Source organism: Pandoraea horticolens, assembly GCF_902459555.1.
Taxonomy (GTDB): Bacteria; Pseudomonadota; Gammaproteobacteria; order Burkholderiales; family Burkholderiaceae; genus Pandoraea; species Pandoraea horticolens.
In genome coordinates this window covers 23,985-49,733 of the sequence record NZ_CABPSM010000013.1, presented here as the reverse complement: position 1 = coordinate 49,733, position 25,749 = coordinate 23,985, and the positions used below count along the sequence as shown (strand labels likewise).

At 58.1% G+C, this 25,749-nt stretch carries 25 protein-coding genes; 17 read left to right on the top strand and 8 right to left on the bottom strand.

The annotated features are described in order from the left end of the window. The first annotated feature begins 136 nt into the window (after positions 1–136). Together PHO31112_RS19560 and PHO31112_RS19555 are read left to right on the top strand one after the other, a co-directional pair. On the top strand, positions 137–991 hold the full coding sequence (locus PHO31112_RS19560; protein ID WP_150622196.1) for a CPBP family intramembrane glutamic endopeptidase: 855 nt from the start codon (positions 137–139) through the stop codon (positions 989–991). A 788-nt stretch (positions 992–1,779) separates the two neighbouring features. Further along, positions 1,780–2,730, top strand: coding sequence for a hypothetical protein (locus PHO31112_RS19555; RefSeq protein WP_150622194.1), 951 nt, complete (start codon positions 1,780–1,782; stop codon positions 2,728–2,730). A gap of 1,191 nt (positions 2,731–3,921) precedes the next feature. On the opposite strand, the gene PHO31112_RS19550 is transcribed toward PHO31112_RS19555, so the two are convergent. From PHO31112_RS19550 to PHO31112_RS19510, 8 genes are all read right to left on the bottom strand, one after another. Then, complete coding sequence (locus PHO31112_RS19550; protein WP_150622192.1) at positions 3,922–4,452, bottom strand: lytic transglycosylase domain-containing protein; 531 nt, start codon at positions 4,450–4,452, stop codon at positions 3,922–3,924. 307 nt (positions 4,453–4,759) lie between these two features. After that, the gene (locus PHO31112_RS19545; protein ID WP_150622190.1) at positions 4,760–5,893 is read right to left on the bottom strand and encodes a DUF2827 family protein; all 1,134 of its coding nucleotides are present in this window, start codon (positions 5,891–5,893) and stop codon (positions 4,760–4,762) included. A gap of 270 nt (positions 5,894–6,163) precedes the next feature. Then, positions 6,164–6,898, bottom strand: coding sequence for an HrpE/YscL family type III secretion apparatus protein (locus PHO31112_RS19535; RefSeq protein WP_150622186.1), 735 nt, complete (start codon positions 6,896–6,898; stop codon positions 6,164–6,166). After that, entirely contained in the window at positions 6,867–7,451 is a 585-nt protein-coding gene (locus PHO31112_RS19530; protein WP_150622184.1) for a type III secretion apparatus protein OrgA/MxiK, read from the bottom strand. Before PHO31112_RS19530 ends, PHO31112_RS19535 begins: the two co-directional genes overlap by 32 nt. Then, the gene (gene sctJ / locus PHO31112_RS19525) at positions 7,448–8,218 is read right to left on the bottom strand and encodes a type III secretion system inner membrane ring lipoprotein SctJ (RefSeq protein ID WP_150622182.1); all 771 of its coding nucleotides are present in this window, start codon (positions 8,216–8,218) and stop codon (positions 7,448–7,450) included. The genes PHO31112_RS19530 and sctJ overlap by 4 nt, the downstream gene beginning before the upstream one ends. 7 nt (positions 8,219–8,225) lie before the next feature. Continuing rightward, entirely contained in the window at positions 8,226–8,540 is a 315-nt protein-coding gene (gene sctI, locus PHO31112_RS19520) for a type III secretion system inner rod subunit SctI (protein ID WP_150622180.1), read from the bottom strand. Positions 8,541–8,582: 42 nt separating this feature from the next. Beyond that, a complete protein-coding gene (sctF, locus tag PHO31112_RS19515; protein WP_150622178.1) occupies positions 8,583–8,861 on the bottom strand; it encodes a type III secretion system needle filament subunit SctF in 279 nt (92 codons plus the stop codon). A 3-nt stretch (positions 8,862–8,864) separates the two neighbouring features. Further along, positions 8,865–10,133, bottom strand: a complete 1,269-nt coding sequence (locus PHO31112_RS19510) for a PrgH/EprH family type III secretion apparatus protein (RefSeq protein WP_150622176.1) — start codon at positions 10,131–10,133, stop codon at positions 8,865–8,867. 383 nt (positions 10,134–10,516) lie between these two features. On the opposite strand from PHO31112_RS19510, the gene PHO31112_RS19505 reads away from it, so the two are divergent. The 15 genes from PHO31112_RS19505 to sctE all read left to right on the top strand — a co-directional run bounded on the left by PHO31112_RS19505 (position 10,517) and on the right by sctE (position 25,710). Continuing rightward, positions 10,517–11,209: a helix-turn-helix domain-containing protein gene (locus tag PHO31112_RS19505; RefSeq protein ID WP_343042769.1), complete on the top strand. Its 693-nt coding sequence runs from the start codon at positions 10,517–10,519 to the stop codon at positions 11,207–11,209. A 100-nt stretch (positions 11,210–11,309) separates the two neighbouring features. Continuing rightward, positions 11,310–13,070, top strand: coding sequence for a type III secretion system outer membrane ring subunit SctC (gene sctC / locus PHO31112_RS19500; protein ID WP_150622378.1), 1,761 nt, complete (start codon positions 11,310–11,312; stop codon positions 13,068–13,070). Positions 13,071–13,074: 4 nt separating this feature from the next. Beyond that, the gene (gene sctW / locus PHO31112_RS19495; protein WP_150622172.1) at positions 13,075–14,241 is read left to right on the top strand and encodes a type III secretion system gatekeeper subunit SctW; all 1,167 of its coding nucleotides are present in this window, start codon (positions 13,075–13,077) and stop codon (positions 14,239–14,241) included. Next, positions 14,235–16,328, top strand: coding sequence for an EscV/YscV/HrcV family type III secretion system export apparatus protein (locus PHO31112_RS19490; RefSeq protein ID WP_150622170.1), 2,094 nt, complete (start codon positions 14,235–14,237; stop codon positions 16,326–16,328). The genes sctW and PHO31112_RS19490 overlap by 7 nt, the downstream gene beginning before the upstream one ends. Positions 16,329–16,343: 15 nt before the next feature. Further along, entirely contained in the window at positions 16,344–16,751 is a 408-nt protein-coding gene (locus PHO31112_RS19485) for an InvB/SpaK family type III secretion system chaperone (RefSeq protein ID WP_150622168.1), read from the top strand. A 2-nt stretch (positions 16,752–16,753) separates the two neighbouring features. Beyond that, positions 16,754–18,058, top strand: coding sequence for a type III secretion system ATPase SctN (gene sctN / locus PHO31112_RS19480; RefSeq protein ID WP_150622376.1), 1,305 nt, complete (start codon positions 16,754–16,756; stop codon positions 18,056–18,058). Then, positions 18,042–18,506, top strand: a complete 465-nt coding sequence (locus PHO31112_RS19475; RefSeq protein WP_150622166.1) for a hypothetical protein — start codon at positions 18,042–18,044, stop codon at positions 18,504–18,506. The genes sctN and PHO31112_RS19475 overlap by 17 nt, the downstream gene beginning before the upstream one ends. Next, entirely contained in the window at positions 18,487–19,356 is an 870-nt protein-coding gene (locus tag PHO31112_RS19470) for a SpaN/EivJ family type III secretion system needle length determinant (protein WP_150622164.1), read from the top strand. Before PHO31112_RS19475 ends, PHO31112_RS19470 begins: the two co-directional genes overlap by 20 nt. Further along, positions 19,353–20,345, top strand: a complete 993-nt coding sequence (sctQ, locus tag PHO31112_RS19465) for a type III secretion system cytoplasmic ring protein SctQ (protein ID WP_150622161.1) — start codon at positions 19,353–19,355, stop codon at positions 20,343–20,345. The genes PHO31112_RS19470 and sctQ overlap by 4 nt, the downstream gene beginning before the upstream one ends. After that, complete coding sequence (locus PHO31112_RS19460) at positions 20,339–21,016, top strand: EscR/YscR/HrcR family type III secretion system export apparatus protein (RefSeq protein WP_150622159.1); 678 nt, start codon at positions 20,339–20,341, stop codon at positions 21,014–21,016. Before sctQ ends, PHO31112_RS19460 begins: the two co-directional genes overlap by 7 nt. A gap of 45 nt (positions 21,017–21,061) precedes the next feature. Continuing rightward, positions 21,062–21,316, top strand: coding sequence for a type III secretion system export apparatus subunit SctS (gene sctS / locus PHO31112_RS19455; RefSeq protein WP_150622157.1), 255 nt, complete (start codon positions 21,062–21,064; stop codon positions 21,314–21,316). A gap of 22 nt (positions 21,317–21,338) precedes the next feature. Next, on the top strand, positions 21,339–22,079 hold the full coding sequence (gene sctT / locus PHO31112_RS19450) for a type III secretion system export apparatus subunit SctT (RefSeq protein WP_150622155.1): 741 nt from the start codon (positions 21,339–21,341) through the stop codon (positions 22,077–22,079). 11 nt (positions 22,080–22,090) lie between these two features. Further along, entirely contained in the window at positions 22,091–23,200 is a 1,110-nt protein-coding gene (locus PHO31112_RS19445) for an EscU/YscU/HrcU family type III secretion system export apparatus switch protein (protein ID WP_150622153.1), read from the top strand. Positions 23,201–23,320: 120 nt separating this feature from the next. Continuing rightward, positions 23,321–23,878 (top strand): type III secretion system translocator chaperone SicA, encoded by a 558-nt coding sequence (gene sicA / locus PHO31112_RS19440; protein ID WP_425495219.1) that lies wholly within the window; start codon positions 23,321–23,323, stop codon positions 23,876–23,878. Beyond that, entirely contained in the window at positions 23,842–25,710 is a 1,869-nt protein-coding gene (gene sctE / locus PHO31112_RS19435) for a type III secretion system translocon subunit SseC family protein (protein ID WP_150622151.1), read from the top strand. Before sicA ends, sctE begins: the two co-directional genes overlap by 37 nt. The last annotated feature ends 39 nt before the right edge of the window (positions 25,711–25,749 follow it).

Here is a 25,749-nt window from a genome sequence, read left to right as displayed (position 1 = left end):
TTACGCTTTCGAGAGGGACGGCAAGACGATCGATCTGGATGCACTTGTGCCTAGGCTGGAACTAGGACGACGGAAATTTCGGCGGTTCCGGCTCGGAGCCTCAATCTAGTTGGGATCAATTCCCGGAGGAGTGCCAATGCTCGCTATACCGTGGATCGCAATTTTTCCTGCTGCTCTTGCGGCGTGGTCACCCGCTTTCCGGTGGCTCAGTTTGGGGCTGCTCGTTATTGGATATAGCGCTGCGTTAGTGAATGGTCAGCTCGACCCCTTGGCCGTGATTCCCGTCACGTCATTGCTCTTTGTCGCCTATGCGGTGTCGCCGCACCGCAAGCGCTATCTCCAATACATTGGACATGCGCTGTTCCTTGTGCTCGCCATTGCCCTGAACATGCATTGGCTACCGGGCTTTCATAATCCGCGTGTTATTGGCCCCGAGCGGTTTACCGTGGATGCCGTGCCATTTACGATGTACCTCAACCTCGACAAGCCTCTGGTCGGCTTCTGGCTGCTGCTAGTCCTGCCGTGGACTCGGCCCCTGCTCAAATGGCGCGTGGCGCTGAAAGCGGGCCTCGGCGGCATGCTGATGACAACTGCGATCTGTCTGTTGATTGCAGTGCTGTTTGGCCTCGTTAGGTGGGCACCGAAATGGCCTTCCGCTAGCTGGCTATGGCTGCTGAACAATCTGCTGCTCGTCACGCTCACCGAGGAAGCGTTGTTCCGCGGCTATCTACAGGGCGGTCTAAGCCGTCTGCTCAGTCAGTATCGGTATGCAGATGTGATAGCCCTCAGTGTTGCGGCTGTGCTATTCGGTCTCGCACATTTCGCAGGTGGATGGCAGTGGGTTGTGCTCGGATGTGTCGCGGGAATCGGATATGGATTGGCTTACCGCTTCGGCGGACTCGGGGCTGCGATATTCGCTCATTTCGGTCTGAACGTGACGCACTTTTTCCTATTTACCTACCCGATGCTGCAATCGACCGGGCCGTTATGAATTGCATTCCACGTTACCCGCTAAGCTTCGTCTCCCGTCAATAAGAACTTGCGATTGGCGGCCTTAGCGAATGAAAGCACACGGCAGGCTGCGACGATGACGGGGCACGCCCGCTATCGAAAGCGCTTCCGTGAGATAAATCAATGTATCCCGTTTCCGGCGCTGGGACCCCGCGCTCCCAGCTCCCCGTCACGGCCTCAACGCGGTCGTCTATCCTTGGCGCCGACGTGCGCGAAGTGCGTCAGGCTGACGGGTGGTCTCATACGTCGTCGAGTTTGGCTCAACTCCTGCCGGCGCTCAGAACGATGAAGGGCACCGGGCCTCGCTGTTGTGGTCCTGTCAGGGCACCTCGATCTACCGAAGCACTGACGGCTCGGCACCTCGCAGGCTTCCAGGTGCGCTGATTGACAGCAGCCGGCACCGCGCAGATACAGGCGAAGCGCCTTAGGCTCATGAGCGAAATGTAGTAGACGAAATTTGGGTGGGCCGTAATCTATGAGAATCGCCTATCCACTTTCAAAAAATGAGCTGTCATGCAGATCTTTAGAACTGGACACGACGTCCGAGCGTATGCACGAGACCATGATGGCGTCTCTCTTCACGCTCAGCGCGCCGCGGATACCAAAATCGTTTGCAACATAATTCACGATTTCTCAGGCAATGTACTCTTCCTGGAACGGGTGAGGTCGACCATCTTGTCTCTACACCGGCAGTTGAATTTCGGCGCCGGCGATGTGGAATTAAGTTCCTCTGGAGTTGCCGTTTTTCTTGGCGCAACGAGGGGGAGGGTGCCTGACAACGAACAATTGGACCGCATGTCGGCAGCCCTTATTCGCCTGTGCACCCGCCGCCATGCCACATTTGACAAGCTCTTTCATAGCGAATCACACCTTCCACGTCACATCGCCGAAATTGTGAGAGATTTGGCGGACATGGTGAGCATTGCTCACAACCTGCCAGTGATAGAGGGGCAAGAACCCGCTTTAGGCGACTCGTTTGCAGGTCTGACCGAACGCTATGAAAGTTTGCTTGTGGGGCAATACGACACCCACGAAAGTTCGTCTTTCCCTGTGACCGGCCGTGGAATGTTGCAAAACAAGGATGAGTTTGTTTCTCAAGCAACAAATGAAAAGGCACGCGATGAACTGCCACTTCAGGGTGAGCATGTGAATTTATCCATGGATCATATGATTTTCGATGCTATAAATGATGGGTTGACCACCATGGCAGAATTAATAAGAAGTATCGGAAAAGATGAGGTTGGCAAGCGACAAATAGTTGATGCCTTTTATTCTGAAATATATGGAAACGAAAGGGAGAAAACTGCGCCGAAAATAGAGGATAAGGGGAGGCGAAATGAATATCTTCGAAACATTGGTTCAATCGCAAAAAGTGCGGGATTGACCATGGCTGAGGAAAATTCAAATGGGACTGGCACGCAGAAACCAAAGGCATTGGGCGTGAATGTTTTTCAAACCGTTGTGAGAAAATCGTACTACGATTTGAGATCAGGGGATGTAGGTGCCAGGATAAATGAAATGGAGCATGAAATTAGTAGGCGGATACAGGAGGAGGGGCTCCTTCTGGTAGCGCCGATGGCGAAGGAATTAGGCTATCCCGATGCGGAAACCTTTCGAAGTGAGTTAAGGGCTGTAGCATCGAATTACGGAGTTTTCCCGGCAATATCGGATACGGCGTTACACCTAAGACCACCAAATAGACCGCTGCCGAGATTGTAGGCACTTCTAGCCTATGATTGAACTGCTTACGATCCCGGTAGCGGTCCACTTTCCGGGCTGAATGAATTGCGGCTTGACTCCTCGCTTTTGCGCTCAGTTCCTCAGCGTGTCGCTGACGTATTCGGAGCCGTTGTCACAACGAATCGCCGTTGGTCGGCCTCGCCGCTCAATGACCTGATCCAAGGCGCGGATCACCCGAGGCGACAGGGGTCGAGAAGTCCGGGTCATTGAGCCCTTGGCAGTCCCGTCAGCCTTGAACAAAAGGTGGTCGATGGGATTTCATGCACGATCAACTGGTTGATGGCTACAGAGCCGTAATAGTGAAGTTCCCTTGCAATATATCGGGCGCTGGCGCCCCGGCCGGTGGGCTAATGGAGTATTTTTGCTCGCCGCCATTGCGGGGCGTCGGCACGAGAGTAGCTGTCGCGTAATTATAAGTAGCGGACAACTGAATCTGTCCATTACTTATATTGGTTGTGAAATCGATGTGCCCATTTAGCGACTTGCTATCACCACCCACGCGGGCATACTCGGCCATTCTTCCGGGCTGGAGAACTTTCTCGTAGCGGTACAAGTTCTCCGGGTTTTGACAATTAGAGGTGTCATTGGTGTTGTTGATTAGGAACGCATCAACGATTAGATCTCGCATGGAAGTCCTCCTTTCACTTTCGCTGGCAGGCTGTATCCGGTAGCGGGTTATGATCGCCGCTGTGGCGGCGGATATGATGCTTGTATGGCACTGCGTAGATGTAAATAAATAAAAAATGACGCCTGGAACGCAACAAGAATCCTGCCTGTAGCGCCTGAACAGGTGTCGAAAGCCGGAAGCAAAATTACGCAACTTTGTATTCAAAGGCGCACAAGAATTGATCCTGTGGTTGCCAGAACGGGATGCATGCTCACCGACTGCCACCATCAAATCATGCGTGCCGACTGGCACGGTGGCCCGCGCACGTGGAATGGCAGTCTCCCCGAGAATTAACGGGTGTTCAAGGTAGAATTTTCTAGCCGCAGGATCGAGAGGAAATTCTGCGTGAAGACGCCCAGATTCACGGACAGCCAGCTCATGGAAGAGCTCAAGCGGGCGGAGACCGGCGTGCGTAACGCCGTTGCGTTGATCCGCGAGCCCATGCGCGCCTAGCATCGATATTTGAGCGGTGCCGTGGCGTGAATGACTTGTGTTGGCGGTGCTTAATTGATCGCGATGGTTTTGACCAGGGTGGGCGGCACTTGCACCGAACCGCGCGGTGGATGTCGATCTCGCTCCCACCTGCGATTGACATAGACATCGTGAATCACTCGTGAATACGCATCACCTGTATTCGGATTCATGGAATGGTACGCACCTACTGCCCGCCATACACTGCCATAGCGATCGATCTGCCTGCGCAGCAAGGCCGCACCAACACGGGCGTTAACCGACGGATTCCACAGCATGTCAGGTCGAATACGTTGACGTTCAAGCCATGCGAAATGAACCGAATTCACCTGCATCAGGCCAACATCGACGGAACCGTTCCGGTTTCTATGTTGCGCATTCGGGTTCAGGCTTGATTCATGGTACGCAATCGCCCTCAGGACGCCAGCGTTCACGCCATATTGCGCGGCCGCGGCATCGATGGAATCGGCTTGTACGACATTAGAGTAAGCAGCAGACCCCAACAGTAGCCCGCCGAGTGCGAGATTCCGGCATATGTGTCGCCCAATAGGGTTGACTGCCATACAATTTCCTCGTGATCTTGAGTTGCCAATAAAACAGCACCATGGGAAGAAGTCGCTGCGACGTCGGCGTGGGTATGGCGATAGTCGCTGGTGCGCACGCGTGCCATTTCCGGGTTCGGTGTGTGCTGGAAGACGTCGTAAACCGGATGCCGACGTGGCAAGGGTCACGCCGGCGAATCCTCCCTCAGTGCGCAGACGCGGTCAAACAGTGGCGGAAGGAGAAGCGCATGAGGCGTGCGTTCAATGCGAGGACGATTCCGACAGTCGAATGTGCCGCTGTTGGTGTGCCGTCAGCTTATGAAAACCGTCACGCCTGGCGCTCGAACAGGGCGTGGATCCGCTCGGTGTAAAGCGCGATGTTGAGGGGCGATGACACGCTCACCTCGGCAAGAAATAGCTTAGCGTCGCGCCGATAGCCATCAAGCCGGATGTCGTGCGTCAGCGCCGCGCGCTCGATCGCCCCAGCGGCAGCATCGATGTCGAAGTCCTCGTAGTAGTAGCCGACGTCGCGCAGGAAAGGCGAATTGTGCACAAGCGGATACCCACCATGCAGCGCCTCGTAATAAAGATAGTTAAGGCCGTTCTCCCACTGATGGCAGAGCACGATATCGGTAAAGTTGGCCGCGAATTGAAAAAACGGAAAGCGGCCCGTGGCTGTCGCTTTGCCGTCACGTACGACTTCGAGCCCGTGTACCAGACGATTGAATGCGAAGTTATCCTTCATCTGTTCAGTACAGCATAGGTAAAGGTGTTCGAGCCCACCTGGGACCCGGCGGTGAAACTCATTGGCCGCGAGCACCGGGATAAGCGCACTCTTCACGACGTTGACGTTGGGCTCGAACACGGCGATGCGCTTCGTTCGAGCGCGATTGCGATACTCCCAGGCGCGATAATCTACGCCGCGCCGGGCTAGGCTCCGTTCGATGAAGTGCGGTGACCACAGATGGGGCAATACGTGGACAGGAGCACGCAGCGCAAATTCAAAGAAGCTCTTGCAGGTGTGTTCGTGCTGCGCATTGGTCCAGATTTCGTCGAAGCGCGTGCGGTGCGGATTGAGCGCCCAATCAGTGTGTGCATTGAACGCGAAATTCTCGAGTGCCATGACGTAGGCGTTCCCGAACTGATACGAGACGATCTTCGCGCTGCGTCGGCGAAGCTGTTCGGCCTGTGCGGGCGCTAGCACGCCGTTCATCTCGATAAAAAGATCAGTCCGATTGATCACGGACGAAACCGGGCGTAGCACGTCCTCGAGCCCGTCCATCATGTACCCGGGCGGCGTGCCAGAGCACGCGTCATCATGAACCAGCCACACTTCGCCTGCGACAGGAGAGTGCCGCAGCAACTGGTAGAGGAACACGCAGTGCTGGTTCCCGCCGTTGCTCCAGATGCCCATGCCGGGTTGATCGGAGAAGCTGAGCGAAATGGCGATGTTCACTTTCATCAATATATTCAGCCCGAGGACGAGTTGGATGCGGCGTACGATTGATGTACGGGCCGCTACCAGCCACCGTTCAGGTCGAGCTTTGGCGAACTGGACGGGTCGTCGGGGTCAGGCGAGAAGATCGATTCCTTGAACTGGTCGAGAAGCATCCTCATCGTCGAGTCCAACTGCGTCTCGTGGTTTGTTAGGGCAGCCTCTGACGTGGCGTGTTCCACGGTTCCGTTTTCTTTGGTGTCTGTGGTTATCGCGCGGTAGGGAATCCGGGTACCGTCAATGTTCGACATTGTCATCCGAGGGGGCTCCTTCAAAGTCGGTCGAGGTCATTCTCGCGGGATTGTTGCTGTCGACGCGCTCAAGCGCTTCGAGCAGTACGTCGCGCGCGAGTGTGGTTTCATCCATCGAGAGTGCAGCATCCCGACAGGCTTGGTGCACACGTTCCGTAATATTCTCGGCAGCATCGCCGGGATCAAACTCCATGACTTCGTCGCCCCATTCAATGATGAACGATGGCGTGTCGGTGCAGGCGACTTGCGCCGATGGCGCAGCTTGTGCGAGCAGTTGACGCAAGTCGGGCAGGATGCATCTCGCGCTCTCGGGAAGCCAGACGCGCCACGGCAAATGGGGCGCCGTTTCACCTTGGTGATCCGCGAATGCTTGCGTCAGCCGAAGCAATAGCTCCGGATCGCCGAGGTAGCTGCGCAGCGTCTGCGTTAGTTCGTCGACGAGACGGTCTCGCAAAGCGAGCTGGCGTTGCCGACAGCGTGCGAAGTACTCAGCGAGCTGCGAGAGCGCGAGGCGAAACCCCGCTTCGTAGCCGCGGCGGGCGCCATGCGCCAGGCAGGCATCGGCTTGCCTGTCCGCCTCGCGTATTAGCGAGCACGCGCGACGGCGTGCTTCGTGCATCAGATTGTCTGCATCGACGGCGCGCGCGAGCGATGCACGGCGGATTAGAACTCCGCCGCTGGCGGGCACCTTAGAGTGCTGGCGCAAGTTCGTGAATGGCATAGGCGGTTGCGAAAGAAAAAAGTAAGGGAAGCCACTCCGACTGACGATTCGGCTTCTCCTCGATGAGAACGCGAAGCCACGGGTCGATGGAACGAGGAAACAGGAGCGGTAACCGGGCACGAAACGACGAGGGCAGGCGTCGCAGCGCCGGTGCGAGGCTGGAGAGGCCAACGCTGACAAGACCATCGCGGTTCATCGGCCAGTTGCCCGACACCACTTGCGGCGTGCGCAGAGGCAGGCATAGGAACCGCTGACTCAAGGGGTCGAGACTCAGGTAGCGCCGTTCCTCGATCAGTGCAGTGCGCAAGCGTTGCACGCCCATCAGGAAGCTGATACGCGGTAGACGCGCCCAATGGTCGAGGCACTGTTTTGCGTTCTGATCCATGTCTGCGCTCAGATCCAGGCCAGTCGGGAGCTGGTGCAGGTCGATTAACTTCTGATTTGCCGCGCTTGCCGGCATATGGGCGAGGTCGACGCCTTCGATGCACTGGTGATCGACATGCGCATACGATAGCGGCGCGTAGAGAATGTTGAGCAACATGGTGGGGTTCATGTTTGCCCTCGCTCACGTCCGGAGAGGGGCGGCATCTGCTCCTGTGTAGCCTGTCCCGATTTCTTGCGGCGTCCATAGCCGAACGCGGCCAATCCAGCGACGGTGGCGAGCAGCGGGATCGCCAGCAGCGCATAGAGCCAGCCCTGAAGGCCGTGCGAAGGTGGCTCGGTTGCGCTCACACGGAACACTGGTGGCGCCGGGCGGACAATGACGGAGATGTCGTCGTAACTGATGTTTGTGAAGCTGTTCTTGACGAAGCGCTTGATTTGGCTGACCAGCACGTCAGTGTCGACTTGGTTGCGATAGGCGATGAGTACAGCCGCGTGCATGGCCGTGGCTGCGGCGCCGCCGGCTTCGGCCTGCAGTGGATAGCTCAATTGCACGCGTGCGCTCACGACGTTGTCCATGGCCTCAAGGTTCTGCGCCAGTCGTTGCTCAATCGCAGAGAGAAGGCGCGCTTGCTCGGCTTGCGGAGACGCAACGAGAGCGTTGTCGGGAAAGGAGCGCGAAATCTCGACCCGGGGCGGCGACGGCAGACCGTACTTCTCCAGTAGGTCAACTGCGGCCGGAAAGTCGGATTGCGCGACTTCGACAGAGAAACCAGACTTGCCGAGCTCGCCCTTCGACACGGAGATATTTCGCGCTTGCAGCACAGCCACGACCTGGTTCGCCTGCTGTTCGGTGAGGCCGCGCAACAATTGCTGATCGTTGCACGCCCCGAGTAAAAGCAAGGCCGGCAGCAACGCGAGGGAGGCGAGTCGTCTCATCGCGTCACTATCCCTTCACGAGCGTCTCGATGGCAGAGACCGCCTTGCGCGCAAGCGAGCTTTCAAGGGAGATCGAGATGTTGTAGTCGGAGACCTTGCTTAGCAACTCGATCAGATTTTCCGGTTTCGTGAAGTCGGCGCGGTTTGAGAAGTGCTCCGCGATTGCGCTTTTGTCAACGTTGGCCGTGTCATTGACGCTGGTGAGCATTCGCTGGAGTAGCGCATCGAGCTGCACCGGGCTGCCGCCTGCATCGATTTCACTCATGTCTTGGGCGGTCGCAAGGAGGGGGGGGCGGGGGTGAATGTTCGCGGTATTCGTCATCGAAGGGGTTGCCTCGCGGCGCCTGTGGCGCCAGTATCGGAATTAACGGAAGTTCGAAATGATCGCGGAGTCAGTATCCTTCATCGCCTTGATCGCACTGCTCTGGGCGTTGCGGTAGAGAGTGTATTGCGACAGCTCGGCTTGGTACTTCGCGAGCAGCGTCGGGTTGGACGGGTCTCCGGTCAACGCGTTCAGCGCCGATGCCAGCGCCGAGTTCGCTTTGGACACGCCTGAGTCGAAACCTATCGAAAGATCGTCGAGATAGCCGTCGGCACCGGAGGGATAAGCGGTGTAGATGCTGGGATATACCGTGGTGGACATTGCTTAAGGTGCTCCTCTCAGAGGTTGGGGGAAATACCAGGACGCGTGATCGATAAGCATGTAGCCTTCGCCGCCTTCCCGGTAGGATTTGCCTTTGAGCCAGTCGGTGCGCATCGCGACCTTGAAGTCGACGCGGCGGGTTCCCCATTTGCGGGCAAAACGGCCAATGAGGTTCTGTAACTGAGCGAGCTCGCCGTCGGTCAGCGCGCCACTCACATCGAAAGTTGCGCCGTTCTCGCGTGCAAGGCGTTGATAGCGCAGGCCGACGGCGTCGAGCGCCGCGCGAGCTTCCTGCTCGAGCGTGGTGACACCAACCGTGCGAACGCTCACGTTCTGAATGTAGGGCGCCGCTTGTCGAAGGCCGTTCACCGCCGACTCGACAACATGGGCGGAACCACTGCTCAACACGAGCTCGGGGTGTGTGGGCGAATCGAGACGGACCGTGACGAAGTCGATGCCTCGCAGGTCCAATTCGCGTTCAAGCCGCTGGCGTTCGGCTGGCAGCGACGCGACATCTACGCGCTCGCGCACGTCCGATTTCATCAGAGCCTGCTCGTCCCAGTCGACGCTGTCCTGAGAGGCGTTGAGCACATGGATGGCGCCGTCACGCCCAGCAAGGACCACGTTGGGTGTGGGGGCATGCCCCAGTAAATTCGATACGCTGGCGACCTCTCGTGCCCGCTGGTATCTCGTGATCTGCCAGTAGCCGAGTGCCGTCAGTGCTGTGCCTCCGAGGAGGATGGCGCCGATTTTGGTAATGAGCTTGATGCGGCTCCAGAGGCGTGCACGCGGCCCAATCTGCGTCACAGGACCCGCATCGATCTCCTTCTGATCCGCGCAATCTCTTGTGAAAGCGGAGACTTCTTCGCTCCATGGGACATTTTCCGGCTTGACGGCGAATACGATGTCTCCGAAGCAGCATAGCGTGTTGTACTGCGCGGGGTGCCGTTGCACCGAATCGGGTGAAAGAAATTCAATTTCGAAATCATGCCCATGGCTAACGGTCCGCCCGCCTTTTCCTTTCGTTTCGTTGGGAAAATCATCGAATTTCAGCTTGAAATTGGCTGCACCCGCACGATACGGAATGTAAATCGAATCGGAGGTTGCATTCAATGCGTGAACCATGTTCTCCGAAAGGGGCTGCTCGCCGGTGACGCTATCGCCCACGCAAAAGAAAACTTGCCGAGACGGGAGCGAGAGGTCGGCCCCGTAGAGCGGCCCAAATAGTATCCGAAGATGGTGGACTCCAAGTCCAGAGGTATGGGTGTTCAACTTTTTCCCTCGATTCGGGATATCGATATTTCACTTTGGTCGAAAATAAATTTTCGCTAGGAGAAATTTTTTCCGATTGAAAAGAACTGTTGACCGCAATCTCGATGCCATTACGTTGCATATAGGCCAATGGAGCATATAACGATCGCCATAATGAAAATATGAAAAACTATGAATACGATATGAATGATTCAATTTAGCTAAGGACTGCTATGAAAAAGTTGTGATTTTAATGTGGTTATATTGAACTCCGAGGGAATCGTCGTTATGGTTGCCAAGTCAATTTGGGTTGTGTGCGACGAATATCCGGAAATCGGAGGGGAAAGTTGATAAATAGATTCAGGAAATTCGATTGGTCGGTGGTTTCAGCCAGCGTTTGTCGCGTGCATTCCGGCCCCGGGATTTGGTTGATTAGGCCTGTGGCCAGACGCCTCACTTTAGACGTGGACTTTGCTGCGAGGAGCAGGAGACTCGCGATCGGTGAAGGGCAATCAGTATTAATTGCCAGCACGGCGGGCGCGAAAATCGTTTCTCGCGATGGCGCTTGGCGATTTCAGAACATTTCACTCTTTGAAGTGGCAAAACTGCTCGCCTTTCTCGAGTGCTGCTTAGGGGATGAAATGCCGTTGCCGCAGGCCAAGTGTGATCGATTGATCGTGGTGCCGACCGGACTGAATGCCCGCAAATTCGAAGCCTGGCTGATTGGACACGTGCCCGACGCCGACACCGACGCGCAGGGGTTGTTCGAATTCGCGCGCGCCCAGGAATGTTACTGGCTTGTGCGGTTCCTATTGCAGGAGGGGGCGGCGGCGAAGTCGGTGGCGGCCCTGGGTAAGCGCTATGGAGTGTCCGAGTCGCAGTTCCGGCGGCTATGCTGTCAAGCGCTGGGAAGGAGTCTCAAGCGCGAGTTGAGACTCTGGCGGGCTGTCCGCGCGGTGCTCAATGTCGTGGAGGGTCGAGAAAGTATGGTCGATGTGGCAATGCGTAACGGCTTTTCGTCCTCGTCGCACTTCTCGAGAGAGATCAAAGAGCTGTTTGGTATTTCCCCTGTTCAGTTCAGGCGCGGAGGAAAGTAGGGTGTATTTGATGGACGCTATTGGCAAGGTCGTGTGCCGTTCGACATGCGCGAGTGCAATACTAATACTGCTTCTTGCCGCAAGCGCGGTTGCCGCTCCGATGGGGGGGGGCGCGACGAGCGCGCCGGCGGCATACACAGCCGGTGGATCTGGGGGGGCGGCGTTGACCGAAACGGAGCCCGGCAACAGCGGGCCGCGCGCTGGTGAAGCCCAGCGCGGCCGCGACGAAGGCAATTTCGTCGCCAACGATGCCAGCATTGGAACGCTGCTCGACGCGCTTTCCGGGCGTATGAAGCGGCCGGTGATCGTGAGTGCGAAGGCGAAGCGCAAGCACGTGACGGGCGAATTCGATCTTGAGCGGCCAATCGCATTACTCAAGCAGTTGAGCCAAAGCATGTCACTGATCTGGTACGACGACGGTTCGTCGATCTACGTCTACGACAATTCCGAGATCAAGAGCGCGATCGTCTCGATGCAGACCGCGACGGTGCGCAACGTACGTGACTTTATCAGCCAAGCCCGGCTCGAGGACCCTGCCTTCCCGATTCGCGGAGGCGAGTTCGCCATGACGTTCTACATAACTGGCGCACCCATCTACGTCAACCTCGTGACGGCTGCGGCGAGATACCTTGATTCGCTGCACGACGGAGTGAACGCCGAAAAGCAAGTGGTCAAAGTCGTGCCGCTACGCAACAGCTTCGTCGGAGATCGTACGTACACGCTGCGCGATAAGACTCAGACGGTGCCGGGCATGGCCACCGTGCTCAATCAGATCTACGGAAACGGGCGCAAAGCCTCGGTCGTTGGCCCTGACCCTAGGCCGTTAGACGAGAAGGCGTCGCCAGACAAGCCAAACAGGGGGGCAGCGCGGCAGGATAGGGCATTCTCGCTCTCCGATCCGCTGCCTGGACCGGATGTTTCTGCATCGCTCAAGGACGCCGCAGCGCCGGTCGAGGCTACCACCTCCGTACCGGCCGAGGAGGGCGTGCGCGCGCTCGCGTATGCAGACACCAACAGTATCGTGTTGGCCGGTCCTCTGGATAAGGTGAACGATATGGAGGCGCTCATTCATAGGCTCGATATGCAGAAGCGTCAGATCGAACTCTCACTGTGGATCGTCGACATCAGAAAGAACATGATCGATCAGCTTGGCGTGAACTGGGAGGGGGCGCTGGGCTTTGGTCAAGCCAGCATCGGTTTGAATAATACGCACAATGCCTCCACGCTCGACGGGGCTAAATTCTTGGCCTCGGTGACGGCGATGAGCCAACGCGGTGATGCAACGATCGTCTCCCGCCCGATCGTACTAACACAAGAGAACGTACAGGCTTCGTTCGACAATAATCAAACGTTTTACACAAAGCTCGTGGGAGAACGTAGTGTCCAACTGGAGCACGTGACCTACGGGACGCTTGTGAGCGTACTGCCGCGCCTGTCCGAAAATGCAGCCGATGTGGAAATGGACGTCAACATCGAGGACGGCGACGCCGACATCTTAAGCTCGGACTCGCAGCAGAGTGGCGACGGCACGCTGCCGCTGGTAAACCGTACAGAGATCAATACCGTGGCACGTGTGCCCCGCGACAAGAGCCTGCTGATCGGTGGCTACACGCGTGACGACGTCACCCGTAGTCACTTCCGCATTCCCGGTCTCGCGAGCATTCCTCTTATCGGGGGGTTGTTCCGCGGGCGCAGCGAGCGGCACAACCAGGTAGTCCGCCTCTTCCTGATTCAACCCAAGCTGCTCGCCTTCGGTGATCACTGGCGGGGCGGTCAAACTTGGCAGCCAGGCGACATCGAGAGCAACCATGAGCTGAGCGGCACAGTCCAGATGCTTCAACCCTACATGGAGGCGAACTGAACCCATGAGCACGTTGATCAGCGGTGTGTCACCCGTTTCGCGCGCGCTTGCGCGCGACGCACGCGAGCAGGAAGCCCGGTTCAACGCGCAGCCGGCGCTCGATGCGGAGCCGGCGCCTACAGAAGTTCAGGTACCTGACGTTCAGGCGCAGATCGCTGAAGTTGAGAGTGAGGCAGCCAACGTGCTAACACAGTTCGGACGCCTGGGAAGCGGCTACGTTAATGGCAATGGCAGGGCGCGGCGCAGCGAAGACATCAAGCGAATTCTCGACGCCGACGCCGAGGATAAGGTCGACGAGCTATTCAACGTGGCCAAGTATGATGCCGCTAGCGCAAAGATACTGTTGCGCGAAGCCCGGCAGCGATTTCGCGACGACAGCGACCTGATACTGGCGCTGCGCGAACTGCGTCGGCGCCGGAAGCTGGACGGTGAGCCGGTCGACGTCGTTGAGAGCGCGATGGAAGAGGTAATGCGCGAGGGCGACGCCAGGCAGATCAAGGCAGGAATCAACGTCGCCTTGAAGGCAAAGGTATATGGCAGGAAGCTGCGACTGAATGCTGTGCGGCTGCGTCAACTATATCGGCAGTTTCTCGAGTCCGATGGGGCGCATGTCGCGATCTACGAAGACTGGATCATGCAGTTCGGGACGTCCAGGCGCAAGCGTGTCGTCGAGTACATCGGAGCTGCGCTTGTCTGCGATATGCACTCGCTCGATCCGAGCTGCGGCGGGGCGGTTGAATTCGGCCCGCTGCTGGGCACGCTCAACTGCGTCCGCATGCTCACCTCGGCTGACGAACTCTTCATCGCCCACTTCCTCGGTGCTTCGCTCGGGAACAACTGCCTTGTCACGGAGGAGCGTGCGCTTGCGCTGATGTTGGGCGGGCTGCAGAGTCCGTTCGAAATCGACGGGGTTCTCCTGGAGCATCTCGGTGCGAACTTCGCTTCCCTGGGCCCGGAGGGCAGTGCTCAACTGATGCAGCTCGTGCTACGAAGCTTCGCCGGTATTCCGATCGCGCTATACGGCGACGCGGATGAGCGGCAGGAGATGCTCTCGGCGCTCAGGGCTGCCCTGGGCCTGTGCTACACCCATGAACGGCGTAGCACTCTCAGCGCTACGCCGGGCTCTGAACCCTGTGTACATCGGTCGAGGCTGAGTGACTCAACATGCTGAAAACCATGCTCGTCAAAGTCGAGTCGCGACCCGAGCTCGTTGTGCTGATGCTCATGGTGATCGTGATCGCGATGTTGATCGTGCCGTTGCCAGCGGCGGCACTCGACCTTTTGATCGGGATCAATATCACGACGGCATTGCTCGTGTTCATGGGGTCCTTCTATATCGTCAATATTCTCGAATTCTCGACGTTTCCGGCGATCTTGCTCATTACGACGTTATTCCGGCTGTCACTTTCCATCAGCACGAGCCGGTTGATCCTGCTTGAAGCGGAGGGCGGCAAGATCATCGCGACGTTCGGGCAGTTCGTGATTGGCGACAACTTGGTGGTCGGATTCGTGGTATTTGCGATTGTTACCATCGTTCAGTTCATCGTCATTACGAAGGGATCGGAGCGCGTCGCCGAAGTTGCTGCCCGCTTCTCGCTTGACGCAATGCCTGGTAAGCAGATGAGCATTGATGCTGATCTGCGCGCAGGCCTTATCGACAATGCGGGCGTTGAGAAGCGCCGTTCCGAATTGGAGCGCCAGAGCCAGCTTTACGGTGCATTCGACGGTGCGATGAAGTTTGTCAAAGGAGATGCGATTGCCGGGATGATCGTTATTTTCGTCAACCTGATCGGCGGCATCGCTGTTGGCGTTGCCCAGCACGGGATGTCAATGTCCGAGGCGCTGACGACCTATACGATTCTGACGATTGGCGACGGCCTCGTCGCGCAGATCCCCGCGCTCCTGATCGCTATTGCCGCCGGTTTTGTGGTCACTCGTGTCGGTGGAAGCGGAGCAAATCTCGGGGCCGACATCGTCGGCGAACTGCTATCCAACTCGTTCGCGCTGCTGGCCACCGCGACGTTGGCATTCGGCATAGGTTTGCTGCCGGGGTTTCCAATGCCGATCTTCTCAGGAATTGCCGCGGTGCTCGGCGGCATGTACATACGCCGAGTCTGGAAGGGCAGCGGCGATTCGCCAGCGAGCCGCAGTCATGGGCGCGGACTGGTAGGCAAGCTGGCGGCCAGCTTCGGTGGCGCGAGCGCATCGGACCAACAAAATGTCGCGCAGAAGGAACACGCGAGTGCTGACATCGATAAGCTGATTCCCGAGACCGTGCCGCTCATGGTGATGTTGTCAGAGACCGTGAAGCCGAAACTCGAGGCAGAGCAGACGGTTGCGGCGATTCGTCGCCAAGCCTTTGCGGACATGGGGCTGCGCCTGCCGGAAATAGAGATTTCGGCTTCGCCGAGTCTGGCCGATACCGAAGTCGTCGTGTTGATCAACGAAATTCGCGCGGCGACTTTCCACATCTGCTTCGAAAAGCATCGTGTGGTGGGCTCGACGCTCGTTCTTGAGGGGCTTCCTATAGAGGTGCTGACGCTGCCCGATGGCACGGGCGGCGATGCCTTCTGGGTGGGTTCCGAGCAGGCCCTGTTGCTCACCAAGATGGGCGTTCGCATGCGCACTGCATTCGACGATTTCTACGACCAATTCATGACGCTGGTTCTTCGCAACATCAGCGAGTTCTTCGGGGTGCAAGAGGCGAAGCGTCTGCTCGACGACATGGAGAAGAAGTACCCGGAGCTGCTCAAGGAAACCTATCGCCATGCGTCGGTGCAGCGGGTGTCAGAGGTTTTTCAGCGCCTACTCGGGGAGAAGATATCGGTACGGAACATGAAGCTGATTCTCGAGTCTCTGGCGCAATGGGCGCCGAAAGAAAAGGACGCGGTGCTGCTTGTGGAGCATGTGCGCGTTGCGCTCGCACGCTACATCTCGAATCGCTTCGCCACCGGCGGACGGCTCAACGCATTTATGCTCTCTCACGATATCGAAGAGACTGTCGGCAATGGCATACGACAGACTTCAACGGGGAGCTTCCTGAATCTTGAACCGGCTAAGAGCGAAGCGCTGTTGGACATGATTGCAGTGGAGCTCGCGCGCGTGGGGTTCTCGCAGCGTGACATCGTGCTGCTCACATCGATGGAAATCAGGCGTTTCGTCAAGCGCTTGATTGAAAGGCGGTTCCCCGAGCTCGAAGTGCTGTCGTTTGGTGAGGTCGCCGACAGCGCAACGGTGGATGTCTTAAAGACGATTTGATCGAAGGAGTGCAAATTGAACACCGATATCGTGCGGCTGGTGCAGGAGAGCATGGAGAAGATGGGTTGCGGCGATGCCGTTGCCGGAAAGCTCGACGCCCATTCTCCGATCTGCATCGGTTTTCACTCGATGCCCGAGATGTACGTCGAGCTTGACAATGGCAACGTCGTATTCACGAGCCAACTCGACTACAGAGGGGCGGCACAGCTGGAGCGAGTTGCCGTGGATCTACTGGGCTATCTTCTTCCACGGGGCTCTGACGTGTTTGTCTGCAGACGCCCCTTGCTCTCGCTCGTGGACAACGACCTGCTGTTGCACGCGCGTGTCGAAGAGCGTTTTACCGAAAACCCGGACACCTTCACGCAGGCGATGGAAGCATTCTACGAAGATCTGTGCGCCATCAGCGAGATACTCGGCCGGTGAGCATGGAACCCAACATGCTGACGTTATTCAAACGGTGCGCACATCCGCGGCGCGTGCAGGGGCCTATCATCGAGGCGCCACTGCCACAGGTCGCAATCGGAGAGCTCTGCCTCATTCGTCCCAACGTACGCGAAAGAGACGTGATCGGTCGCGCGCAAGTGGTCGGCTTTGGGAACGGCACGGCAATCTTGAGTACGCTCGGTACAACAACGGGGCTCTCGCGCGAGTCCGTACTTGTGCCGACGGGGGAGCGGCTCGCCATCAGTGTTTCTCCGGCGATGCTTGGCAAGGTAATTGATGCGACGGGGCACTGCACGCAAGTGCTATTCGCTGAGCCGGCGATGCCGTTTGCCGCACCGCAACGGCGGGAAGTTGACGCGGCGCCGCCTCACCATACGATGCGCCGGCCGACTAATGCATATTTGCAGACTGGCGTCCGCGTCATTGACGGGCTACTCACCTGCGGGGTCGGTCAGCGTTTTGGAATTTTCGCGGCAGCAGGCTGCGGCAAGACCGTACTGATGAACATGCTGGTGCGTCATTCGGCCGCTGACGTGTACGTGATCGTGCTCGTCGGCGAGCGAGGACGTGAGGTCTCGGAACTAGTCGAGCGCCTCAAATGCTCGGCTCGCTGTGAGAGCACGATCGTCGTGTATGCCACCTCGGACCAGTCGTCTGTCGATCGCTGCAACGCGGCGCTGCTGGCCACAACGATTGCCGAGTATTTTCGCGACCTCGGCCTGAACGTGATGCTGTTCTTCGACTCTGTGACGCGCTACGCGCGTGCATTGCGAGATGTGGCGCTTGCTGCCGGCGAGGTGCCCGCGCGCCGAGGCTATCCGGCATCTGTTTTCGAAGCGCTGCCGCGCTTGCTTGAGCGACCTGGGCGCACTGCGGCGGGTAGCATCACGGCTTTTTATACCGTGCTGCTGGAAAACGAGGAGGAACCTGACCCGATCGGTGACGAAATCCGCTCGATCCTCGACGGCCATATCTACCTAAGTCGCAGGCTCGCGGACAAAGGTCATTTTCCTGCGGTCGATGTGTTGAAGAGCGCGAGCCGCCTGTTCGACGGGTTGGTGTCGGAGGCTCATCGCCAGATCGCGCGCGAGTTTCGCAAGTATCTGGCGAAGCTCGACGAGATTCAACTATTCATCGATCTCGGCGAGTACAAGCGCGGCGAAAACCCGGATAACGACAAGGCTGTGGAAAAGCGCCCGCTGCTTGACGCCTTCGTGCAGCAGTCGATGCAGGAAGCGACCGATTTCGACACAACGTTGGAGTGTCTCCATGAAGCGGTTCGGTGAGGTAAGAAAGCTCATTGCACTTCTCTCGCGTCGCGAGGAAGTTCTGCGACGGCAGGTGCAACGCGAGCTGGCGGAGCTCTCGAAAGTGGTCGAGAGAATCGATGGCGAACGTAGAGAAATTGAGCGGTTGCGTGAGGCGCTTGCCGTCGCGGGCGCTGGTCGGAGCTATGCGCAGCCCGAGTTGATGCGCTGGCGTGGCGAGCAGGCGGCCAAGCGTTTCGAGATCGCCCGTCGGCGAGCGGAAGAATGTGAACTGCATGACGCTCGTTCCAGCATCGAGGGCGCCTTGGCAAAGAGCCGTTTCGAGATACTGGCCCTTGAGCAACGCCTTTGCAAGCATCGAAATTGGACGACTGCGCAGAGTTTTAAAAGGAAATTGCTGCAGGAGTATTTGGATCAGGCGGACGTTCTTGTCGGAAGGGCATCTCATGCAATCAAACAGCATTAGCTCGGCGGGCGCATTGGACGCCCAGGCTGCCACCGAGGCGCTGCAGCCATCGCCTGCGCCTCTTGACGAACGATTGGTTCGAAGCGCGCGGCAACTGACCAAAGACGACGACTACGACATTGACCGTACGGCAAAGCCGACTAGGGGAGACGAGAAGAAACCCAAGGTCAATGGGCCGTCCCAAGGACTGCTATGGCCATTTCTGCATCACATCCGTGACCCGCAATTCGGGCGCGGCAGCGGGCAGGCGCAAACTCGAACGAGCACGGCATCCCAGCTGACGCTACTGTCCCGCGAGGCCTCCAGCGAGCAACCGGCACATAAGGCCGGCGTGGGGCACGCGGGCTCGGGGCAGGACGGCGCGCAGATCGCGCCCGGAGCGCGAACTCCTCCTACTCACGATGGACCGCGCGCCCGCGCACACTCCAGAGCCGATGGCGAGCTCCCCACCCAGGTGGGGGCTCAACCTCAGACACAATTTCAAGTGGCGTCGGCGCTGCCATCCGCAATGCTCGCACAGGCGAGGGGCCGCGCGGCGTCGGAGCTGGCCGCCAGCATCCGCCAACAGGCGCGGAGTCTGGAGACGGAAACGCCAGGCACGACCCTGCACTACAGTTTCTCGACGTGGGACGGGCAACCCGCCGTCGCGGTGCGAATCGACACGAAGCTCAATGCGCCGGTCGTCATGGCGCGCCCGACGCATGAGTCGGTTGGCGTGGCACTTGAGCGTCATGCCGACCGGCTCCCATCCGGCATGACGGTACGCATAGAGCACGACAGAACCGGCGACGATCAGCAGAGAGGCGGGCAGTCGCGTTGGGCTGATGGCCAACAGGAGGCAAATGAATGAGGAAAGTGCCCCTGAAGTTGCGCACGCTCGGTACTGCCGAGTGGCGGCTCTACCGCTGCGCGCGCTCGTGGCAGGCGGCAGGCCACCCGATGCAACTTCGTTCGCGGGCGCCCCTACCTGGTTACGCCGCATTTGATGCGACCTACGAAGACCGCGACTACTCGGGTTGGGTGCGGTTTGCGCCGCTACTGAAAATGCGCTACCCGGAGTTGAACGACCTCGCGTGGCATGCCCTAGATGAGCGCTATGTCGTCGAGTTGTTGAACGAACCAGGAATGCTCGCACCACTGCCCGCGCCGCCGCAAGGTTGGGCGCATGTGCGTGCGACGGGTATTGTCGAGCGCGCACAACCCGAGGAGCAACTGATCAGCTTTGAGTCCGTCGACGGCATGTCGACATTATTCCGTACGTTTCCTGAGGTGCTTCCGCAGGGACTCGAGCGCGTTGGTTCGTTGGCGAATGAACTTCCTGCCGTTATGGACTTTGTGCTGGGTTCGAGCGTTGTGTCGCTATCGGTGCTCGATTCCGTTGAGCTGGGCGACGCGCTTCTGATTGGCTCTCGTAGGCTGTGCGCCATGGTGGGTGCCACTACGTTGTGCAGTTTTGATATCGAGGATGACTACATCATGTTGAATGAGCAAATAGACAACGTTGCCCCTTACGATGAGGATGATTGCGAATACGGGGAAGAAGCGTCCGCGTTGTCCGGCACGCAGAACGGACTCCATGCAGATCCACCTTGCTTTTCGGTTGATTCGTTGCCCGTGCGGCTTGAGTTCGTTCTTCAACGCGAAACGATGAGCGTTGCCGAGGTGGCGAAGCTCCACGCTGGCGCTGTGCTTCCAGTGCGTGAGGGCGCGGAAGGCCGCGTGTCGATCCGCGCCAATGGGCAGGTGATTGCGTTTGGCGAACTGATCCAGGTCGGCGATTGTCTGGCGGTCGAGGTTAGGTCGTTGCGAATCGCGCAACTGGGAAGAGGTCGATGCTGAATCACGAAATCGCTCTGATCCTTGTCCTTTCAATCGCGACGCTGGTGCCTTTCATCGTTGCCTCTGGATCGTGCTTCCTCAAGTTTTCGATCGTACTCGTGCTGGTGCGCAACGCACTCGGCATTCAGCAGGTGCCGTCGAATATCGCGCTCAACAGCATCGCGCTGATTATGTCGTTGTTTGTAATGATGCCGGTCGCGCATCGAGCCTATGAGTACCTACAGACGCACTCGTTCGACCCCATGAGCAGCCAATCGGTCGACGGGTTCGTGGACGAGGGACTCGGTAGCTACAAGCAGTACTTGAAGCGTTACTCGGATCCTGAACTTGTTAAGTTCTTTGATCGGGCGCAGCAGGCGCGCGTGGGTGAGGATGAAGACGCGCCGATTGCGGCGCGTAGCGATGCCGAAGGGCTGGGTTCGCTGTTCTCGCTGCTGCCTGCGTACTCACTGACTGAGATAAAGAGCGCATTTCTGATCGGCTTTTACCTCTACCTGCCGTTCGTCGTGGTGGATCTTGTGGTGTCGACCGTGTTGCTCGCACTCGGGATGATGATGATGAGTCCGGTGACGATCTCGATTCCGATCAAGCTGATCCTGTTTGTTTCGATGGACGGATGGACCCTTGTCTGTAAAGGGTTGGTTACACAATACCTGGATTTGACGAAGTGAGCGGGCAATGGATAGATCAATGAAACACTCGACGGGAGGCGGACCATGGCCGAGTTGGCTTACGCAAGCAATAAAGCCCTATTCCTGGTGATCGTGCTGGCGGCCGTGCCTGTCGCCGTGGCCACACTGGTAGGCCTCGTGATCGGTTTGTTTCAGACAGTAACGCAACTGCAGGAACAGACGTTGCCTTTCGGGTTGAAGATGCTGGCAGTATTCGGCAGCCTGTTGCTGCTCTCCGGTTGGCTTTCCGCGAAGATGCTTGCGTTTTCAGTTGAGATGCTTCAACTGGGGCTAAAGTGAAGGGGGGTAGAGCGAGATGGCAATGACCGAGTGGCTTGCACCGTTCTACCGAGAGCTGGGTGCGGTGGCGATCGCCTACGCTCGTGTCGCGCCCGTGTTCTATCTGATGCCGTTCCTGAACGATCGTGTGCTGGCGAACGGTGTCATAAGAAACTGTCTGATCGTTGTGGTGATCTTCGGTCTCGGGCCCCGAGTCCCGAATGCGACGGGGAGCGTCTCGCTTCTCGGCCTGTGCATGAGCGAGGCGCTCGTCGGGATCACCCTCGGCGTGACGCTGGCGCTGCCCTTCTGGGTGGCGACAGCGATCGGCGAGCTCATAGACAACCAGCGCGGAGCGACGATCAGCGATTCGATCGATCCGGCCACAGGAGTGGAGGCGTCCGTACTCGGACCCTTCGTCAGTCTCTTCTATGCCGCCGCGTTCCTGCAGCAAGGCGGGATGCTGATGATCGTGCAAGCGCTGTACAACAGCTATCGACATATGCCTGTAGGAATGATGCCTCACGCGGATGCGTGGCGCTTCGGCGTGGTACTGACAGATCTCGTTGCGAAGAGCATCTCGCTTGCGGCGCCCGTGCTGATTGTCATGTTTCTCTCCGATATTCTACTGGGGATCTTCTCCCGGTTTTGTCCGCAAGCCAACCCGTTCTCGCTTTCGCTGAGCGTGAAGAGCATCGTGGCATTCCTTGTCTTTCACCTGTACTTCATGCGCGCCGCACCCGATCAGCTCAATGCGCTTTGGGGCCAACGCATCGTTCCGTGAGGTAACGGTTTATGTCTGCCAAGACTGAGAAACCCACACCGAAAAAGCTCCGCGACGCTGCAAAAAAAGGGCAGACGTTCAAGGCAAAGGACATCACGACCCTGATTGTGCTGGCCGTGGGGGCGCTTGCCGCTGGCATCGTCATCGGACTGAGACATGTCATCGTTGAATTCTCGCATGTGGCGTCTGCCGGCGCCGACCAAGATCCGGCGTCCTACGGCCTGGGATGGATACGGAGCTTTCTAATGATGGTCACGCCGTTTATCGGCATCTGCGCGGTGGCCGGCGCGCTACCGAGTTTGGTGCAGAGCCGCTTTATGTTGGCAACGGAAGTCCTCAAGCTCGATTTCGCCGCGCTGGACCCGGTGGCGGGCGTCAAGAAGCTTTTCAGTTGGCGGGCCGTCAAGGAACTCCTCAAAGCGCTCCTTTATCTGGTCGTGTTTTGCGCAGCGATCTCTATTTTCATCGAGCAGAACCATCGCGATCTGTTCCAGGTATTCCGCGCATCCCCAGAAGTGCTCACCCACGAGTGGATTCGATTGACGGTGAAGTTCGTCATGGTGGTCCTGCTGTGCGCGCTGCCAGTCGCGTTGTTCGATGCGGTGTTCGAGTATTTCCTTTATCAGAAGAACGTCAAGATGGAGAAGCGCGAGGTCGAACAGGAACGCAAGGAAACCGAAGGTCGTCCGGAGACCAAGATGAAACGGCGTGAAACGCACTCGGAACTGCTTTCGGAGGAGGTCAAAGCGAACATCGAGCAATCAAAATTCATCGTTGCCAATCCCACGCACATAGCGATCGGCATTTATATGAACGAGGACATCGTTCCCATACCGTTCGTCTGCGTACGCGAGGCGAATGCGCGGGCGCTCGCCGTCATCCGCCACGCGGAGGCGAATGGCGTGCCCGTGGTTCGCGACGTTCCACTCGCCCGGTCAGTCTACCGTCGTGCTCGGCGCTATCAGTTCGTTAGCGGCGACGACCTTGAGCCGGTCATGCGCGTCCTTGTGTGGCTCAGACAGGTTGAAATGGCGAATAGCGATGCGAGCGCGCACGCGGACCGTGACGAGGATTTCCCCGGGGCGGCGGCCAATAACAAAAAACAAGAGCCCGACGAATAAAAATGAAGGTTTTTTGAAATCAGGATTTTCGGAAAAAGCGTAACGTTTCATCTGCGAGATCGGCAGTAACGCATCGGGACGTTTTACCGGATTCTCCTATCGACACCAATGGGATGCGATATGCCTCAAAGTAAATCGAAAGCGGATGCTCTGGAAATGGGGCAGACGGACGAGATGGTGGAGACGGTATTCGCGGCAATCGAGAAAGGCGCGACGCTGAAGGATTTGCACGGTGTTTCCCAGGACTTGATGGATGGCGTGTATGCGTTTGCCCACAAGTTCTATCAGCAAGGCCGTCTCGACGATGCCGAAACTTTCTTCCGTTTCCTGTGCATCTACGATTTCTACAATGCAGAGTATGCGATGGGGATGGGGGCGGTTTGTCAGTTAAAGGAGGAGTATGCCAGGGCGATTGATCTTTATGCATTGGCGTATTCGCTCTCGAAGGACGACCATCGCCCGATGTTTCACACCGGCCAGTGCCAATTGATGATGGGTAGGGCCGCACTAGCGAGGCGTTGTTTCGAAATCGTCCGCGACAGTTCGGACGTCGACTATTTGAAGCAGATGGCCTCGTCATATCTGGATGGGCTTGATCGGGTTGGCGTGCGGAATGCGCCGCCGTCCGAAACCGAGAGCGAATGGCCGCCGCTCAGGAAGGAAAAGGAAGTGACATGACAACGGCACCGTTGGACAACGTATATCAGAGGCACCCGTTGCGTGAAGCGGTGGGCGTGCTGGGTAAGCTGTCCCCAAGCGAACAAGAAGCGGTGTTGTCAGCGGCGCAACGCGCGTTTTTGAGAGAGATGTCGAAGCGTGCTTCGAGTCCCGATGCCGCAGAGCGGCTAGGGGGCGCACCGCGCTTGGTCGAGCCGCGATACGAGGTGGCGCTTTCCGGCGCCGAGGGCGGAATGGGTGGCGCCAAGGAGGCGGCGACGCCAGGGCGTTCGGGTGTTGCGACGTTGACGGAAGTGCTGGCCGTTCTCGAATCGACTGCGACCAGCGATAGCGTAAATCAGCTGAAACTCAATGCGCGGATGTGGAACGAGCTTTCTGCCGCGATAAAGAACACGCTTGAGCAACTTAGCCTGGAGGCTGCTGCGGCGAATAATGTTGCGCATGAAGCGACCCAGGCGGCCTCGCAGGCGGCGGGCAATGTGGCCCAGGCCGTCCAGGCGGAAAAAATGGCCGACAAGGCGCTGGATGAAGCGAGGCGGGCATTGGCGGACGCGCAACGGCGCGGAGCTTCCGCTGCTGACATTCAGAAGTGCAGGAGCGCGGTTGACGATGCTCAGGCGGTGGCGAATGCGGCCAAATTCCATACGATGACCGAACGGGCGGCGGCCGCTGCGGCCGCAGACGACGCGGCGACCAAGGCGCACCGGGCAGTTGAGGCGGAGTCGAAGGCCAACTCCGCCGTGCAAGATGCAATGCGGCAGTTGGGGCCGGGTTCTCCTGTTGTGCGACAGGCAGAGCGTGAGCGCTTTGGCGGAGAGGCCGAGTTGACGAGGATCCTTGGCGAGCTGTCGGCGCTGATGTCCAAGGGTAGCGTGCTGGAGCTCGAGACGCAGCAGAAGCTCTTCACTGAGATGCAGGCCAGGCGTCAGGAGGCGATGCGGAAGAAATCTGACGAATATCAGGCTCAGGTGAGAAAAGCTGAGGAAATGCAAAAGACGATGGGCTGCATCGGCAAGACCCTTGGCTGGGTCATTACAGCGATGGGTGTTGCAGCGGCGGTGTTTACTGGAGGAGCCAGTCTCGCTCTTGTGGCCGTCGGCTTGGCGCTTGTGATCGGGGACCAGGTCGTCAAGGCGGCAACCGGCTTTTCTATCATTGACAAGCTGATGCAGCCGGTTATGGCTATTCTCAAGCCGCTCATGAGTCTGGTTTCCGATGCAATTGCGAGTGTGCTGGAGGCTTTTGGGGTCAACAGCGACACCGCGCAATTCGTCGGCTCCATCATCGGTGCGGTTATTACCGGGGTGGCGCTGGTTGCGGCCGCGGTCCTGGGCGTGACTCTCGTGAGGGCTGTGGCGCAGCGAGTGGCAGACGTCATGGCGAGTCATCTCACCAGGACCCTTGACTCGACAATGGTCAAAACGCTGATGGAAGCGATCGAGAACTCGGGTCTCAAGTCGCTAGCGGCGCGCGCCGAAGTGCTCATGGGGCGTCTCGGCAAGGCCGTCGGCATCGAAACGGAGGCGGGTACCTTGCTGGTTGCGAACCGGATCGAGCGCGCCAGCATAGCACTGAACATGGGCAACCAGGTGAGTCAAGCCGTCGGCGATGTTGTGATCGGCATGGAGGAGAAGCGAGCTATGAACCTGATGGCCGAGATCAAACGTGCACTTTGCGACTCGAGGCTGATCGGTGACTTGCTCCGGCAGGCGGTCGAAACGTTCGCTGCCCAGAATCAGGTGCTCACTCAGCTCATGCAGGAGATGTCTAATTCGATGGCAGCTCAGGTTTCGGCAGGGGAGCAGGTGCTGCGCAATGCACGCGCGGTGTGACCGTGTACGTCTCAGATTCTGTCAACCTAACATCTACGG

What these genes read in the sequence shown, in the direction of transcription:
- sctI (WP_150622180.1), bottom strand. Translation starts at nt 8,540, where the DNA reads ATGACGAATACCGCGAACATTCACCCCCGCCCCCCCCTCCTTGCGACC.
- sctQ (WP_150622161.1), top strand. Translation starts at nt 19,353, where the DNA reads ATGAGGAAAGTGCCCCTGAAGTTGCGCACGCTCGGTACTGCCGAGTGG.
- sctS (WP_150622157.1), top strand. Translation starts at nt 21,062, where the DNA reads ATGGCCGAGTTGGCTTACGCAAGCAATAAAGCCCTATTCCTGGTGATC.
- PHO31112_RS19470 (WP_150622164.1), top strand. Translation starts at nt 18,487, where the DNA reads ATGCAATCAAACAGCATTAGCTCGGCGGGCGCATTGGACGCCCAGGCT.
- sctC (WP_150622378.1), top strand. Translation starts at nt 11,310, where the DNA reads ATGGGGGGGGGCGCGACGAGCGCGCCGGCGGCATACACAGCCGGTGGA.
- PHO31112_RS19530 (WP_150622184.1), bottom strand. Translation starts at nt 7,451, where the DNA reads ATGAACCCCACCATGTTGCTCAACATTCTCTACGCGCCGCTATCGTAT.
- sctF (WP_150622178.1), bottom strand. Translation starts at nt 8,861, where the DNA reads ATGTCCACCACGGTATATCCCAGCATCTACACCGCTTATCCCTCCGGT.
- PHO31112_RS19535 (WP_150622186.1), bottom strand. Translation starts at nt 6,898, where the DNA reads ATGCCATTCACGAACTTGCGCCAGCACTCTAAGGTGCCCGCCAGCGGC.
- sctE (WP_150622151.1), top strand. Translation starts at nt 23,842, where the DNA reads ATGGCCGCCGCTCAGGAAGGAAAAGGAAGTGACATGACAACGGCACCG.
- sicA (WP_425495219.1), top strand. Translation starts at nt 23,321, where the DNA reads ATGCCTCAAAGTAAATCGAAAGCGGATGCTCTGGAAATGGGGCAGACG.
- PHO31112_RS19545 (WP_150622190.1), bottom strand. Translation starts at nt 5,893, where the DNA reads ATGAAAGTGAACATCGCCATTTCGCTCAGCTTCTCCGATCAACCCGGC.
- PHO31112_RS19460 (WP_150622159.1), top strand. Translation starts at nt 20,339, where the DNA reads ATGCTGAATCACGAAATCGCTCTGATCCTTGTCCTTTCAATCGCGACG.
- sctW (WP_150622172.1), top strand. Translation starts at nt 13,075, where the DNA reads ATGAGCACGTTGATCAGCGGTGTGTCACCCGTTTCGCGCGCGCTTGCG.
- PHO31112_RS19445 (WP_150622153.1), top strand. Translation starts at nt 22,091, where the DNA reads ATGTCTGCCAAGACTGAGAAACCCACACCGAAAAAGCTCCGCGACGCT.
- PHO31112_RS19560 (WP_150622196.1), top strand. Translation starts at nt 137, where the DNA reads ATGCTCGCTATACCGTGGATCGCAATTTTTCCTGCTGCTCTTGCGGCG.
- PHO31112_RS19475 (WP_150622166.1), top strand. Translation starts at nt 18,042, where the DNA reads ATGAAGCGGTTCGGTGAGGTAAGAAAGCTCATTGCACTTCTCTCGCGT.
- PHO31112_RS19550 (WP_150622192.1), bottom strand. Translation starts at nt 4,452, where the DNA reads ATGGCAGTCAACCCTATTGGGCGACACATATGCCGGAATCTCGCACTC.
- PHO31112_RS19490 (WP_150622170.1), top strand. Translation starts at nt 14,235, where the DNA reads ATGCTGAAAACCATGCTCGTCAAAGTCGAGTCGCGACCCGAGCTCGTT.
- sctJ (WP_150622182.1), bottom strand. Translation starts at nt 8,218, where the DNA reads ATGAGACGACTCGCCTCCCTCGCGTTGCTGCCGGCCTTGCTTTTACTC.
- sctT (WP_150622155.1), top strand. Translation starts at nt 21,339, where the DNA reads ATGACCGAGTGGCTTGCACCGTTCTACCGAGAGCTGGGTGCGGTGGCG.
- sctN (WP_150622376.1), top strand. Translation starts at nt 16,754, where the DNA reads ATGGAACCCAACATGCTGACGTTATTCAAACGGTGCGCACATCCGCGG.